The organism is Idiomarina seosinensis (assembly GCF_003987275.1).
GTDB classification, from domain to species: domain Bacteria; phylum Pseudomonadota; class Gammaproteobacteria; order Enterobacterales; family Alteromonadaceae; genus Idiomarina; species Idiomarina seosinensis.
Map to the genome: position 1 here is coordinate 40159 of NZ_PIQF01000005.1, position 14996 is coordinate 55154.

The 14996-nt window shown below is 48.3% G+C and carries 11 protein-coding genes; 8 read left to right on the forward strand and 3 right to left on the reverse strand.

Features of this window, described 5'->3' with window-relative positions; all coding sequences use genetic code 11:
- Position 1 precedes the first annotated feature (1 nt).
- Positions 2-592: a glycerol-3-phosphate 1-O-acyltransferase PlsY gene (plsY, locus tag CWI81_RS12335; RefSeq protein ID WP_126785623.1), complete on the reverse strand. Its 591-nt coding sequence runs from the start codon at positions 590-592 to the stop codon at positions 2-4.
- 96 nt (positions 593-688) lie between these two features.
- On the opposite strand from plsY, the gene folB reads away from it, so the two are divergent.
- Both folB and folK read left to right on the forward strand, forming a co-directional pair.
- Positions 689-1072, forward strand: coding sequence for a dihydroneopterin aldolase (gene folB / locus CWI81_RS12340; protein WP_126785624.1), 384 nt, complete (start codon positions 689-691; stop codon positions 1070-1072).
- A 3-nt stretch (positions 1073-1075) separates the two neighbouring features.
- A complete protein-coding gene (gene folK / locus CWI81_RS12345) occupies positions 1076-1570 on the forward strand; it encodes a 2-amino-4-hydroxy-6-hydroxymethyldihydropteridine diphosphokinase (protein WP_126785625.1) in 495 nt (164 codons plus the stop codon).
- Here folK and CWI81_RS12350 read toward each other — a convergent pair.
- The gene (locus CWI81_RS12350) at positions 1567-2667 is read right to left on the reverse strand and encodes a tRNA nucleotidyltransferase/poly(A) polymerase-related protein (RefSeq protein WP_126785626.1); all 1101 of its coding nucleotides are present in this window, start codon (positions 2665-2667) and stop codon (positions 1567-1569) included. The genes folK and CWI81_RS12350 overlap by 4 nt on opposite strands.
- A gap of 97 nt (positions 2668-2764) precedes the next feature.
- On the opposite strand from CWI81_RS12350, the gene CWI81_RS12355 reads away from it, so the two are divergent.
- The 4 genes from CWI81_RS12355 to CWI81_RS12370 all read left to right on the forward strand — a co-directional run bounded on the left by CWI81_RS12355 (position 2765) and on the right by CWI81_RS12370 (position 7203).
- Complete coding sequence (locus CWI81_RS12355) at positions 2765-4207, forward strand: ExeA family protein (protein WP_126785627.1); 1443 nt, start codon at positions 2765-2767, stop codon at positions 4205-4207.
- A 4-nt stretch (positions 4208-4211) separates the two neighbouring features.
- Positions 4212-4919 (forward strand): general secretion pathway protein GspB, encoded by a 708-nt coding sequence (locus tag CWI81_RS12360; RefSeq protein ID WP_126785628.1) that lies wholly within the window; start codon positions 4212-4214, stop codon positions 4917-4919.
- A gap of 96 nt (positions 4920-5015) precedes the next feature.
- Positions 5016-6800, forward strand: coding sequence for an acyl-CoA dehydrogenase C-terminal domain-containing protein (locus CWI81_RS12365; RefSeq protein WP_126785629.1), 1785 nt, complete (start codon positions 5016-5018; stop codon positions 6798-6800).
- Entirely contained in the window at positions 6781-7203 is a 423-nt protein-coding gene (locus CWI81_RS12370; RefSeq protein ID WP_126785630.1) for a hypothetical protein, read from the forward strand. Before CWI81_RS12365 ends, CWI81_RS12370 begins: the two co-directional genes overlap by 20 nt.
- Before the next feature lie 49 nt (positions 7204-7252).
- Here the strand turns inward: CWI81_RS12370 and putA are convergent, their stop codons facing one another.
- Complete coding sequence (gene putA / locus CWI81_RS12375) at positions 7253-10420, reverse strand: bifunctional proline dehydrogenase/L-glutamate gamma-semialdehyde dehydrogenase PutA (protein ID WP_126785631.1); 3168 nt, start codon at positions 10418-10420, stop codon at positions 7253-7255.
- A gap of 223 nt (positions 10421-10643) precedes the next feature.
- Here putA and CWI81_RS12380 point away from each other — a divergent pair, with 223 nt between their 5' ends.
- Both CWI81_RS12380 and glnE read left to right on the forward strand, forming a co-directional pair.
- The gene (locus tag CWI81_RS12380) at positions 10644-12155 is read left to right on the forward strand and encodes a CYTH domain-containing protein (RefSeq protein ID WP_241970432.1); all 1512 of its coding nucleotides are present in this window, start codon (positions 10644-10646) and stop codon (positions 12153-12155) included.
- 6 nt (positions 12156-12161) lie between these two features.
- Positions 12162-14996, forward strand: a complete 2835-nt coding sequence (gene glnE, locus CWI81_RS12385; RefSeq protein ID WP_126785700.1) for a bifunctional [glutamate--ammonia ligase]-adenylyl-L-tyrosine phosphorylase/[glutamate--ammonia-ligase] adenylyltransferase — start codon at positions 12162-12164, stop codon at positions 14994-14996.

The window sequence follows — 14996 nt, forward strand, 5'->3', positions numbered from 1 at the left end:
CTTATTGGCGACGTCGAAAAGAGCTTTCCTGACCACTACTTAAGCGGGCTATGTTAGCTTGATGTCGCCAAAAGATAAGAACTGAAATCATGATCACAGGGACGGTATATTGCGGTTTTATCCAATACGCGTAAAAAGGGGCCAGGCTCACCGTAATTAAGGCCGCTAGTGAAGATACCTTGCTTACCTTAAATACCAGTAACCAGGTAGCCATCAGTAACAGTGCCATTTCCCAGGCAACAGGAAACATTGCACCAAGAGCCGTAGCAACCGCTTTACCGCCACGGAAGTTAAAGTAGAGCGGGAAAATGTGACCCAAGCATGCGGCAACCGCGATAAGTCCCAAATAGAACGGTTCAATGCCCAGAAAGTAGGAGCTCCAGACCGGTACCATCCCTTTTAATACGTCGAAAAACAGCGTTAGTATCGCTGGTGCTTTTCCGCCCAGACGGTAGACATTGGTTGTCCCTGGGTTGCCAGAGCCGTTTTGTCTGGGATCCGGTAAGCTAAATAGTTTACAAATAACAACGGCACTGCTTACCGACCCAAGTAAGTAGGCGGTTAAGATCATTAGCAAAGTCAGTGCGGTCATAGGGTACGATTCTCTTGGTCTTTGGTGTAGACTGCAATGATGTTAGCGCCTTCTAGAATAAGCGCTTTTTAATCGAAATACCAATGAAGGTTAGCAATGACGACCACAGATTCCGATATTGTCAGTATAGAGGGTTTGAATGTCGATACAGTGATTGGCGTGTATGACTGGGAACAACGCCAGAGCCAACGTTTAGTTATCGACCTGCAGATGGCCTGCGACATTCAGACTGCCGCGAATAGTGATAACATTGCAGAGGCTTTGGACTATGCTACCGTCAGCGAAGCAGTCACCAACTGGGTGCAGCAGCAACCAAGACAGCTTATCGAAACCGTCGCCGAAGGTATTGCAGAACTTGTTCTAAAAGAGTTTGCGGTGACTCAAGTCCAGGTGAAAGTGAGTAAACCGGGAGCTGTGGTTAATGCGACTAATGTTGCAGTAACCATAAAACGCACCCAGTTTGACAGTCCTTTTGGTTAACTTATGGCGCAAGTTTTTCTAGGTATCGGTTCTAATATCGATCGTGAACAACACATTATCAGCGGTCTTATTGCTCTAGCGGAACATTTTGATTGGCGTCAGCGGTCACGAGTATTCGAAAGCAGGGCGGTAGGTTTTGACGGCAGCGACTTTTATAACCTAGTGGTTGAAGTGAGTACGACTCAGTCTGTTGCCGAGACATTCTCTGTCTGCAAGCACATAGAACAACAAAACGGTCGTGCGGCAAATAGCCCAAAATACAGCCCGCGTTCTTTAGACATCGATATGCTGCTTTATGACGACAGAGTTAATACTTACGAACCTCAGTTGCCGCGGGCCGAGATCACCGAAAATGCCTTTGTATTATGGCCGCTGGCGGAAATAGCACCGGACAAAATACATCCGTTGCAGGGAAAAACATTCGCAGAACTTTGGCGAAACTATCGCAGCGCACAACAACTTGCGCCAATAGACGATGAGCGCTGGTTACCGTTTTAAGATCCCGGGAAATATTGCTCAAATGCCTGCTGGCGTTTCACCTGTAACGCTTCTCCCAGCTGTTTACCTTGCAAACCTTGTTGTTGAAGTTGTTTAGCACTTATCTGGGTCGTTTGTTTTGCTGCGAGTTCTATTCCAGTCGATAACTGCAAAGAATGATGACTAACCAGAGCTTCTCTTAGTTGCAAGAATTGCTGTAATCGCTGCGGGCGACGCCAGTAATCAATGTCCTTCAAAAGTTTAAAGTAGTCACTGCTGTCAATATTCGGCGCGGTGACCAACTGTCGTTGATAGAGCGCCATTTGCGCCGCGTCCCGGTAACGATTGGGAATTGCCAGCTGCCGGCAAAACTGGTTCAGGTTAAAGTCGCCGGACTGCTGAATGAAGATGCTGGCAAACCGTGTTTCGTGGTCATCGGTATGTTGCGCCGTTTGTCTAAGATGCTCTAGGCAGGCTTTGGTTACGATTAACTGCGGGAATACTTGCTCAGTGGCGTTAAGCTCTAATAATAACTGTAAGAACAGTTCCGGATTTCTGGTACCCAGCGCTTTTTGCCACTCTGTCCAGACTCTCTCTGGCGTCAAATGCTCTAACTCGCGAGAAGCTGTCATTTGTTGTAATAAACGATATGTATTGTCGGCAATACTAAAACCGAGGTGTGCGAAACGTGCCCAGAACCTTGCGATACGCAATACCCGCAAAGGGTCCTCACTAAATGCCGCAGACACATGCCGTAGCAGTCGTTGCTCGATATCCTTTTGCCCATTAAACGGATCGATTAGCTGACCTTCGGTGTCCTCGGCAATAGCGTTGATGGTTAGATCACGACGTTCTAAATCCTGTTCCAGGGTAACCTCTGGATCAAAACTTACGCTAAAGCCTTTGTAACCTTTGCCGGATTTGCGCTCGGTGCGAGCTAATGCGTATTCGTCTCTTGTTTCAGGGTGCAAAAAAACGGGGAAATCTTTGCCTACCTGTTGATAGCCGTCTGCCTCGAGTTCTGCAGGTGTTGCGCCTACCACAACCCAGTCGTGTTCATGGGGGGTTAGTCCCAATAATTTATCTCTGACTGCTCCGCCAACTAAGTAGGTTTTCAAGTCTGTCTCCAATTGTTTTTTTTCGATCTTGTCTAATCACTCGCAGTACTGCAAGCTACTAGTTACACTGACACAAAAAAAATTACTGCCAATCCTTATGTATCAGAACTTTTTTGGTTTACAGGAACAACCTTTTTCCATTGCACCGGATCCGCACTACCTCTATATGAGTGAGCGACATCAGGAAGCGTTAGCGCATTTAACCCAGGGTTTGCAGGGCAGCGGTGGCTTTATTTTGTTGACCGGCGAGGTCGGTACCGGTAAGACGACCGTATCGCGAGCGTTGCTTGATCAGTTGCCGGAAACGACGCGCACTGCTTTTATATTAAACCCAATGTTAAGTGAAGACGAATTACTCGCCACCTTGTGTGATGAGTTTGGTATTCGCTATCAAAAACGTTCGGCAACCCGTAAAACTCTGACCGATAAAATTAGTAAATTTTTACTGTCGGCTAACGAACAAGGTGAACAGTGTGTGGTGTTAATTGACGAAGCACAACACCTAAAACCACAAGTGCTGGAACAGTTACGCTTACTGACCAATTTAGAGACACATCAAAACAAATTGTTGCGAGTCATACTGATTGGCCAGCCGGAACTCCAGGATTTGCTAAGACGCCGAGAGTTGCGTCAACTGGCGCAACGGATAACCGCTCGCTATCACATATTACCGTTAACGCAGGCGGATACAGAACGTTATATTGCCTATCGGCTGCAGATAGCGGGAGCAAATCGCGCATTATTCAGCCATGCTGCATGTGTAGCAGCCCATAAGGCAACAGAAGGGGTTCCTCGACTATTGAATTTGGTCTGCGATAGGGCGTTACTGTCAGCCTATACCAGTTCGTCACAACAGGTTCAGCCAAAACACATAAAACAAGCAATCGCTGAATTAGAAGGAACCGACAGTCACCAAACTAAAGGAACCCTATTGAAAGTCACCGCTGCGATAACGCTGGCAGTGTGTTTGGTGGTACTAGCAACAGTTGTCAGTTACTTCTTATTGCAACCGAACGAACCCGCGATGGGTGCTGTAGAGCAGAAACAAGACAAATATGCAGCGGTGGAACGGTTGGCCGTTGCCTGGCAATTGCCGCAACCACCCGTGGAACAAGCGTTCTGTGATTGGGTCAGAAATTATGAACTTGCTTGCTTGACCGACACACTCAGTGTTTCTCAAGTACAATCGATCAACTACCCGGCTTTGCTATTTAAAGACCAACGCCCGGCAGCATTAGTGGAAACCACTGACCGAGTTGATACTAATCAGTGGAATGGTGAACTGTTGATGTTGTATCAACATCCGTTTTCATCCGGTAACTTGTCCGAAGATGAACAGAAACAGTGGTTGCAACAACAACTTAAGCAGCACTTGAGCGAAGCGGATGCGCAGCTCTCTTCACAGCAACAGTTTCGGCAATTACAGCGCCAGGCAGGGCTTCCTGTGACCGGTCGTTTAGATGCCGCGACGCTGGCATGGTTGAGTTCCCGGTATTATCAGTCAGGGCCGCGACTGCGCAATGAAGTAGGAGAAGGGTAGTCACATGTCATCGTTGTTAAAAGCCTTAAAGCAGCAACAGTCGCCGTTGGTGAATCGCGGCAGTCAGCTTGACCCGTTGTTAATGGATAATAAATCAAACAATTCTAAACCTTGGTTGATAGTGTTGGTGGCAGCAATGGCAATCGCCACGGCTGCGTTAATTATTTTGCTTGCTTTAGTAAAACCCTGGGTAACCGAGCAACCACTTCCCGGGCAACCCGAGCAATCACAAGACTACTCTTTGGGCAACGCCAAAACAGTAAGCGCTATTGAGTGGGAAGCATCGCCTCAACCAGAGCCACCTCAGCCAGAACCTACGGTAGTTAATCAACAACCGCAACAGCAGGATAGTGCCAGTCGGCAACCGCTCGATTTAAATAGTGTTTCTGAAGACCTGTTAGCGAAATTTGAGCAGGCGGTTAAAGAAAGTTCCTCTTCTGAGAGCCCATCACAAAGTTCTTCGGTGATGCCCGCTTTAGCTGATCTTGAACGTGAATTCCGGCGTCAGGTGCCTGAATTTAGTTACGACGGGCACATGTTTGTGTCGAACAGAGCCGACCGTTGGATCGAGTTGAATACTCAGCGGTTGTATGTTGGTGACAACTTCCAGGGGCTGACTGTTGAACGCATAGAGCCACAGCAAGTCGTGCTGTCACTGAGCGGGAAAGCTTTTACCGTTAGAGCTCTGGAAGACTGGAGGAAAGAGCCTTAAAAGGGATTGTGATTGACATTATGAGACGAACTTTTTACTCTAAGCAGACTAAATCAAACAGGTGTTTGAAATAACTGTTTAGCAAAGAGGTTTCCGATGGCAGATTACAGAGCTCCGCGTGATGACATGGACTTCGTTTTACACGATGTTTTTAATGTTGCGGCTGATTGGCAGCAAACTGAAGAACTGGCTGAGATGATGGACGTTGAGACGGCTAGCGCCATTCTCGATGAAGCCGCTAAAGTCGCTGAGAACCTAATTGCTCCACTTTCCCGCGAGGCTGATGAGCAAGGCGTTAGTTTTGCCGACGGTGTTGTGACAACTCCCGATGGTTATAAAGAAAATTTCCGGCAGTTGGCGGAAGGCGGCTGGGTCGGTGTTACCGCAAACCCTGATTTTGGTGGAATGGGTCTACCGAAGTCGCTATCGGCACAATACGAGGAGATGCTGTGTAGTGCAGACATTGCTTTCTCACTCTATTCAGGCTTAACCTCAGGCGCCATCATGGCGTTGGATCTGCATGGTAGTGATGAGCTTAAAAGTCATTACCTACCTAAAATGGCCAGTGGCGAATGGACTGGCAGTATGTGTCTTACGGAGCCGCATGCCGGCACTGATCTTGGTATTATCAAAACCAAAGCAACGCCAAACCATGATGACAGTTATTCAATAACCGGTACCAAGATATTTATTACCGGTGGTGAACACGATTTGGTCGATAATATTGTACACTTGGTACTTGCTAAATTACCGGATGCGCCCGCTGGTACGAAGGGTATTTCGCTATTCCTGGTGCCCAAAGTATTGTCAGATAGTAATGGCAATTTAACTGAGCCGAACTCGCTCAGTTGTGGCTCTATTGAACATAAAATGGGAATACACGCGTCAGCTACTTGCGTGATGAACTTTGATGGTGCCAAAGGTTGGCTGGTCGGTGAACCACATCGGGGTTTACCGGCGATGTTCACGATGATGAATTATGAGCGGCTAGGTGTTGGGATACAAGGTCTGGGCGCAGCAGAACGTTCGTACCAGAATGCACTGGAATATGCGAAAGACCGGACTCAGGGCCGGGGGGCAAAAGCAACTCGTAATGAGAGTGCCGAGGCGGACTCTATTTTAGTGCACGGTGATGTGCGTCGCATGTTGCTTACCATGAAAGCAATGAACGAAGGCGGCCGGGCTTTCTCTACCTGGGTGGGTCAACAACTGGACCGTGCTAAATATGCATCAGACGCGCAGCAGCAACAACGGGCTGATGCCATGGTTGCGCTGTTAACACCGGTGGCTAAGGCTTTTCTAACAGATACTGGGCTGGAATCAACGATTCACGGGCAGCAAGTGTTTGGTGGTCACGGTTACGTGCGTGAATGGGGTCAGGAACAACTTGTCCGCGATACTCGTATTGCGCAGATTTATGAAGGTACCAACGGAATTCAGGCGCTGGATTTACTGGGTCGAAAAGTCTGCGGCTCTGGCGGTAAATTGCTGCAGCCATTTACTGCTGAAATCGAAGATTTTATCGAACAAATAGCACCGCATAAAGAGTGGACTAAGCAACGCGCTCAATTAAAACAGGCATTGGAATCACTAAATGGAGTGAGTGCCGAAGTGCTGGATAAGGCCGCTGCTGATGAAAACATCATCAATAGTGTTGCGGTTGAGTATTTGCACTTGCTAGGCTACGTCGCATACGCTTATTTGTGGCTGAGAATGGCGGTGGTTGCCGAAGAAAAACAGGCGGAACGTCCCTATTTAGCAACCAAGATTAAAACCGCTAAGTTTTATTATGCACGGATCCTGCCACGTATCCACTCGTTAGTAGCAAGTATTAAAGACGGAAGTGAGAGCCTTTACTTACATGACCAAGACGACTTCTAAGAAAATAGAATTCTATCGAGATAGTCGCCGTCCCCAAGGTTGGGGCGGCTTTTTTTTGGCTATTTGGGTAGCCATTCACATTGGTGGTGCGGTGCCATTATGGATTATTGCTATTGGTGCTTTAACAACCATGGCGATTGTTGCCGCCGTCATCATTAAGTTTCGGCCTAAACAACTGGCCGCAAGCTGGGACGGGCAGACATTGTTGGAAAAGCGATTTATCCTGCCACCGAGCTATCACAAATTGGACAACCCGCCGAAATTAGTCCGATACGAAGAGGATATTGCGGCTGTGCAGTTTCAGGATAACCAACGATTAGTAGAAATTTACGTGATATATGATGATGATTTAGAGCAGCAGTTAGCGGACAGCGAGATCAAGATAGTAGACGAAAGAGACTAAAAAGCCGGAGTCGTCGAACTCCGGCTTTGCTATAAAACAACCACTTTTATTAGTCGTCTAAAGACAACAAGGTAGCATTACCACCTACCGCGGTGATGTTATCAGAGCGAGTTTTTTCGGTTACAAAACGGGTCAGGTAGTGTGGCCCGCCCGCTTTTGGCCCGGTGCCTGACATACCACGACCACCAAATGGTTGCACGCCGACGATAGCACCAATCTGGTCACGGTTGATGTAAACGTTACCCACATCGATGCGTCTTGCCACATCGTAAGCGAAGGTCTCGTTACGGCTGTGGATACCGAAGGTAAGACCAAAGCCGGTGCCGTTAATGCTGTCGATAACTTCGTCGATGTTATCGGTGCTGTAGCGGATAACGTGCAAAATCGGGCCAAAGTTTTCTTTTACCAGTTGGCTGATGCTATCGATTTCAATCGCTGTTGGAGCAACGAAAGTACCGCCATTGGTATAGTCCGGCATTGGCGCCCGGGCAATCAACCGGCCTGCTTGTTGAATATCTGAAATGTGCTGCTCCAGATTAGTCTTAGCGATACCGTCAATCACCGGACCTACGTCGGTTTCATGCAGCATTGGGTCGCCTACGGTCAACTCTTCCATGGCTCCTCGTAGCAGGTCGATAACGCGGTCGGCGACATCCTCCTGGACGAATAGTACACGCAGTGCGGAACAGCGCTGACCGGCACTCTGGAAGGCACTGGCTACAACATCGGTAACCACTTGCTCAGGCAGAGCGGTCGAATCAATCATCATTGCGTTTTGACCACCAGTCTCTGCAACTAATGGCACGATTGGCCCTGTGCGGGCTGCTAATGCACGGTTAATGGCTTGAGCGGTGTAAGTAGAGCCGGTAAAGCAAACGCCAGCAATGTCTTCTTGCGAGGTTAGATAGCTACCCACTTCGGCACCACTGCCCGGCATAAAGTGCAGAACATTACCTGGAATGCCAGCTTCTAATGCAAGCTGGACGGCGCGATACGCAATAAGCCCGGTTTGCTCGGCTGGTTTTGCAATGACCGAGTTACCGGTAACCAGTGCTGCCGCAACCTGGCCGACAAATATTGCCAATGGAAAGTTCCAAGGGCTAATACAGATAAAGGTACCACGACCCTCGACAAACAGTTTATTGTCTTCGCCGGTCGGCCCGGGTAACTGAATAGCTTCACCGGTTAGCTTACGAGCCTGCTTAGCATAGTAACGGCAGAAATCGACCGCTTCTCGAACTTCGTCAATACCATCTTGTAAGCCTTTACCTGCTTCGATAGAGCACAAAGCAATTAACTCGTCGCGGTTGGCTTCCATTAAGTCCGCGAATTTTTCCAGGCTTTTGGCCCGGTCCTCGGTAGGAACCTCACGCCACGATTTGTACGCTTTGTTGGCGCTTATTAAGGCTTGCTCGGCCAGCTTTTTGTCGCCCCAGTAGATGCGTCCGGCTTGTTTTGCCGTTTCTTGAGGGCTGGTGATACTTACGTGGTGGTCGGTTTCGACAGTTTTGCCGTCAACGATTGGACCACCTTGCCATTGTTTGTCACGATATTGCTGCACTGCAGCAATAAAATCATCTGCTTGTGAGTGAATATTCATATTCAATCCTAACGAATTTTTGCGATCCCCATAAATTTCCGGGGGAAGAGGAATCTTGCTGCTAGCGTATTTCTCGTAACCTGAGGCTGTTTCCATTGGGTGTTCAACCAATTCCATCACAGGTGTGTCAGAGTCCAGCAACTTGTGAACAAATGACGAGTTAGCACCATTTTCCAACAGTCGTCTGACTAAGTAAGGAAGTAGGTCACGATGTGGCCCTACCGGTGCGTAAATACGAACCACCAACTCGGGGTCTTGCGCCATTAAAGTGTCATAAAGACTATCGCCCATGCCGTGCAAACGCTGAAACTCAATCCGGCGTTGCGCTACTTCGTTCATGTGCTGTATCGACACAATGGTTTGCGCGTTATGCGTCGCAAACTGCGGATAAATGGCCCCATCCGTGTCGTCACTTAATAAGTACCGTGAGCAGGCTAAGAATGAAATATCGCTGTGCGATTTGCGGGTAAATACCGGGTACGCAGGAACGCCATTTTCCTGACTCCATTTAATTTCATTGTCCCAGTATGCGCCTTTAACCAAGCGTACGGGAATTTCATCACCGCACTCCTTAGCCAGCGCTGATATCCAACAAAGTGTTGGTAGAGCCCGTTTAGAGTATGCCTGAACCACAAGTCCGAAGCGTGGCCAGCCTTTACAAACGCCGCTGCGATAAACTTTCTCGAACAACTCCAGCGACAGCTCGTGGCGATCTGCTTCTTCTGCATCGATCGTTACCCCGACGTCGGCCTCTTTAGCTAGCTTGACTAGCTCGGTTAAGGTTGTTGCCAGTTCCGTTAACACACGCTCGTGGTTAGAAGCTTCGTAGCGTGGATGCAGCGCCGATAACTTTATCGAAATCGTCGGCCGCGGCGCATCCGGGTTATTAAAGTCTTCTTTAGTAATCGTCTTGATAGAATTGACATATTGCTGTTTGTAGTACTCTGCGTCTTCTTCGGTCAGAGCTGCTTCGCCCAACATGTCATAAGCATGGGTATAACCCTTGTCGCGATTATCCCTACTTTCTTTTAAGGCTTCTTCAATGGAGCGTCCTAATACGAACTGCTTGCCCATAATCTGCATTGCCGTATAGGTGGCTTTGCGAATGACTGGTTTGCCCATTTTTCGAACCAGGCGGCGGAATGCGCCTCTAGGCGTTTCCATTGGAATGCCGGTTGGATTGATTACACTGTTGGTTAAAGCTAATCCCCAGGTACCGGAATTAACTAACCAGGATGCACTTTGTCCCATATGCTTCTGCCAATCACCACCAGATAATTTATCCTGGATTAGCGCATCGGCGGTATAGGCATCCGGGACGCGTAGCAGAGCCTCTGCCAGACACATCAAAATAATACCTTCTTTGGTGTCCAGACTGTACTCTTGCAAAAACGCATCAACCACGCCGTTATCGGCGTTTTCTCTTACTTGCTCAACTAATTTAGCTGCGCGATCGGTAACCGCGCTAACCGTATCATCATCGGCAGGAACCAGCGGCAATAGCTCACGCATGTAAGCATCTTCGTCGACCATATAATTGTCGGTTATTGCCTGCTGCAAGGACCTTAGGTCCTCAGCCTGATGCTGTTTGGATAGCACCTCACTCGCTTTAAACATAGCATCTCCTGTAAAGCCAGGCCGAAGCTCGGCGTGCTTCCCCAACGATGGGAATCGGGCGCCAGTATAAATTACTTTTAGCGCCGGTAAAGACTTCTTTTGCTACTTCACGTTGCAACTTTTAACACCCCCTGTCAAGCCAGCGCAGAGAGGCTTTATATTGACCCGAGGCTAGCAAGCCTATACCTTTATCAGCACACCTTTCAGCACTGGAACATCATTTATGTCGCACGAAATGTCGCAAGAGTTAGAGCTCAAATTAATGATTGAGCCTAAGCAACGCGAAAATGCCTTGCAAACATGCCGTGATATAGCGCAAAACTTTTCAAAACAGCTTGATTATCAAGAGCTTGAACTTGAAAACGCCTACTACGACACGAGCGACTTACGTTTGCGGCAGTTTGATATGGGGTTACGTATCAGGCGCTCAGCGGATCAACTTGAACAAACAATAAAGTTGGCCGGTCGAGTGTTAGGAGGGATGCATGAACGTCCCGAATACAATGTGCCAGTGCTCGAAATGTCACCAGATTTAACCCTATTTGAAGAAGATATATGGCCTGATGACTTCCCGGTATACGACATTCAACGTGACTTACAGCAGTTATTTGTTACTGACTTTACTCGCCACCGGTGGATATTGCCCAGCGCGGACGGTCAAATAGAGTTGGTTTTAGATCTGGGTCAAATTAATGCTAACGGCGAAACCCAACAAATTGCTGAGATTGAGTTGGAGTTACAAGGCGGGGATGTCGAAGATATTTATTCCCTGGGAGAACAAATTGTCGAACAACTTAATGCCCGCATGGGATCGCTGAGTAAAGCAGCCCGAGGTTACTTATTGGCGGGGCGCAGTGTTTTAGAACCTTTTGTACAGACTCATTTTGTGGCAGTGAAAGCCGAACAAAGCCTAGCTGAAGCGCTCTACCGGTCACTTGAGTATGGCTTACGGCACTGGCAACATAACGAGGCCTGTCTTGATAATCATGCCAATGTGCGAGCCGCTCAAGGAATGGCCGACGGAATTTATTTGTGTCGGGCAGTGCTAGAACAACTGCAACGGATGGAAGTGGACATTGATGGTCTGGCGGAGCGACTGGGTCGTGTGCAAACTCATTTAACCTGGTTGAAACGTTTTGAGGGCTTAGCAGAGCTGACTGCTGAGGATGGTGCTTACCATCGGGCGTTAAAGCGCTATAGCGGTTTATACGAGTTGCTAATGGATAACCAACAACAAGTGGTTCAGTTGCATCAGCTAGTAGAGCAAGTCCATTCTCATGACTACCAGTTACTATTGCTGGATCTGTCACGATTATTAATTGCTCGTCCGCAAACCGAGGAATTGCAGCAACCTTGCGAGCAATGGGCAACCACTCTGCTAAGAGACGATTGGCGCGAGGTTCAGCAAGAATTTGCAGAAACCGAAGACTTGAGTGAAGAGCGGTACCTCAAATTGTTACCTAAGCTGCAGCATAGCCTGATGTTGGGCACCTGTTTTGGTATGCTATTCGATCCGGCAACGCGCGATAACTTCCGTTCCCCCTGGCAGGATTTGGCTCGTGGTATCCGAGAAATCACGGCTCTGCATATTTTGCACGAGATGGTTAAAAACAGTGATGATTTCAACGATCAAAAATTGATTGAATGGCAGCAGGTACAGCGAGAGTCGCTGTTAAAAGCGTTGGAATATTCTCGAAAAGCGGCACTGAAAAGAGAACCCTACTGGCAAGTTTAAATGGCGATGAAAAACTTACTAAAAGAATCTCCACAAACCGATCTATTGCAGTCTTCGCAGGCTATTTGGGAACGCATTGAAGAACGTCTGGACAGTGTTGTCGACGACTCAGAATGTCGTCATTTAGTGGCAAGCAGCGACTTTTTTGCGCAAACCATGGAGCGTTATGGACAAGCGGTTATAGAAACATACCAGCAAGCGCTTGAAGCCAGTGACTATCGCTCGTTAATAACGGCAAAACTGAACGATTGTAGCTCGGAGTCAGAACTAAAAAGAACGTTGCGACAGTTTCGCCATGCCTGTATGGCGGCGCTACTTTGGCGGGAGATAAAAGGTCAGCTGAGTTTGTCTGATTCGCTGGCACACTATACGGCGTTGGCCGACGCCTGCGTTGCAGCAGCCTTAGCGTGGAGTACAGAAAACCTGAGCGATCGCTTTGGGTACGCGCTGACTGAGAATGGCGAGCGACAACCACTGTTGATCCTGGGGATGGGCAAACTAGGCGGCAGGGAGCTTAATTTTTCCTCTGACATCGACTTGATTTTTTTCTACCCTGAACAGGGTGAAACAAAAGGCGGTAAACGTTCTATCGAAAATAGCGTTTACTTTACCAAGCTAGCCCAAGCTTTGATTGCTGCATTGGATGAACAAACCGCAGACGGCCAAGTGTTTCGGGTTGATATGCGGTTACGACCATTCGGTACATCAGGACCGTTAGTGGCAAGTGTTAATGCGCTTGAACATTATTACCAGGAGCAAGGGCGCGACTGGGAGCGCTATGCCATGGTAAAAGCCCGAGTGGTTAATCAAGACTCGGCTTATGCCCAGGATTTCTATCAATTAATACGACCCTTTGTCTATCGTCGTTATATCGACTTTAGCGCTATCGAGTCGTTACGCAAAATGAAACTGCTGATTACTCAGGAAACCCGTCGTCAGGGTGCTAAAAATAATATAAAACTTGGCGCAGGTGGCATTCGGGAAGTGGAGTTTATCGCACAGGCTCACCAGCTCATCCGTGGCGGTCAGCAAAAGTCACTACAAACTCAATCGTTGTATCAGGCTTATAAAGAAATAGAACGTTTAGATTTGATGCCTGGGCCAACGGTTAAACAACTGATAACGGACTACGAATTTTTGCGCGTGGTCGAACACCGTTTGCAGCAACTGAATGATGAACAAACCCAGCAGTTGCCCGACGAAGAACTGAGGCAGCAGCAGCTCTGTTACTTGTTAGGTTACGACGATTGGTCAACTGTGATGACCGACGTTACCGCAGTGATGAAACGTATTCATGATGAGTTCCAGCAGGTAGTGGGAGCGCATTCGGAAGAAGACGAAGAAGAGCAGGGCCTGCAAGTACTTTGGCAGGATATGCTTGAGGACGATGCGGCGCTGGAAATTTTGACACAGGAAACTGACGCAGACGTCGATACTATTTGGCATCAGATTAAAGACTTTCGGCTAGAAACGCGGAAGCGCAGCTCTGGACCCAGAGGACGTTCCGCTCTAACCCGCTTAATGCCCTTGTTGTTACGCCAGATTTTGCAGCAACAACATCCGGTTCAGTTGCTGGATCGGGTGCTTTCGGTGATTCGAGCGATTATGAGTCGAACGGCCTACATTGAATTGCTGGCGGAAAACCCAGGCGCTCGTGAGCAGCTGTGTAAATTGTGCGCAGCCAGTCCCTGGATATCAGAAAAGTTAGCGCTCCACCCGATGTTGCTAGACGAACTTATTGACCCACAGCAGCTCTACCAACTGGCGGATCCTGATGACTATCCAGGCCTGCTACGAGATTACCTGGTCCGCATCCCGGAACAGGATATGGAACGGCAGATGGATGCGTTGCGTCAGGCAAAACAAGCATTGCAGTTAAAAATTGCAGCAGCCGATATCAGCGGTGCTCTGGAATTGATGAAAGTAAGTGATCACTTAAGTTACCTGGCCCAGGCCGTTATTGCCGAAGTGGTGACCATGGCGTGGGCACAGTTGACGCAAAAACATGGTGCCCCAACCGGACGTTCGATTGATGATACCGGTTTTGCCGTTCTCGGATATGGCAAGCTGGGTGGCCTAGAGCTTGGTTATGGCTCCGATTTAGATTTAGTTTTTGTATGTGATGCCGATTATCAAGCGCAAACCGATGGCCCGAAGCCGATAGAAGTACAACAGTTTTATTTGCGCCTCGCTCAGCGGATTTTACATTTGTTCACCACCCGTACTGTCGCCGGCGTGCTTTATGATGTTGATTTACGATTGCGGCCATCGGGCCAGGCCGGGCTGCTGGTGACTCAGGTAAGCTCCTTTGTACGCTACTTGCGGGAGGATGCATGGACCTGGGAAGTGCAGGCATTAGTAAGAGCTCGGTGTGTATATGGCAATCACTATCTGTGCGCCGAGCTAGAGGACATACGGCAGTCGATGCTGTCGCGGCCGCGCGATCAAGAAGCGTTAAAAGAAGATGTGCTGAGCATGCGCAAGAAAATGCGTGACCACTTAGCATCAAAGCCAGCGGATACCGAACAGCAGAGCTTTGATCTTAAGCAGGATCGCGGTGGTATTGCCGATATTGAATTTATCACTCAATACCTGGTGTTAGCTTATTCTGATGAATACCCCGAGTTATGTCGCTACAGTGACAACATACGAATATTGACAGTTGCCCAAGAGCTACAACTGATTCCCGAGGTTGATGTGCAAAATCTGATCAATGCGTTTCAAATTTTTCGTTGCGAAAGTCATTCACTGGCGCTTCAGGGTGAAAACGTATTGGTGCAACACGATTTAACCAATGAGCGGCAGGCTGTTTTAGAATGCTGGCGACGACTTTTTGAGTAG

What these genes read in the sequence shown, in the direction of transcription:
- plsY (WP_126785623.1), bottom strand. Translation starts at nt 592, where the DNA reads ATGACCGCACTGACTTTGCTAATGATCTTAACCGCCTACTTACTTGGG.
- folB (WP_126785624.1), top strand. Translation starts at nt 689, where the DNA reads ATGACGACCACAGATTCCGATATTGTCAGTATAGAGGGTTTGAATGTC.
- folK (WP_126785625.1), top strand. Translation starts at nt 1,076, where the DNA reads ATGGCGCAAGTTTTTCTAGGTATCGGTTCTAATATCGATCGTGAACAA.
- CWI81_RS12355 (WP_126785627.1), top strand. Translation starts at nt 2,765, where the DNA reads ATGTATCAGAACTTTTTTGGTTTACAGGAACAACCTTTTTCCATTGCA.
- CWI81_RS12360 (WP_126785628.1), top strand. Translation starts at nt 4,212, where the DNA reads ATGTCATCGTTGTTAAAAGCCTTAAAGCAGCAACAGTCGCCGTTGGTG.
- CWI81_RS12365 (WP_126785629.1), top strand. Translation starts at nt 5,016, where the DNA reads ATGGCAGATTACAGAGCTCCGCGTGATGACATGGACTTCGTTTTACAC.
- CWI81_RS12370 (WP_126785630.1), top strand. Translation starts at nt 6,781, where the DNA reads ATGACCAAGACGACTTCTAAGAAAATAGAATTCTATCGAGATAGTCGC.
- putA (WP_126785631.1), bottom strand. Translation starts at nt 10,420, where the DNA reads ATGTTTAAAGCGAGTGAGGTGCTATCCAAACAGCATCAGGCTGAGGAC.
- CWI81_RS12380 (WP_241970432.1), top strand. Translation starts at nt 10,644, where the DNA reads ATGTCGCACGAAATGTCGCAAGAGTTAGAGCTCAAATTAATGATTGAG.
- glnE (WP_126785700.1), top strand. Translation starts at nt 12,162, where the DNA reads ATGAAAAACTTACTAAAAGAATCTCCACAAACCGATCTATTGCAGTCT.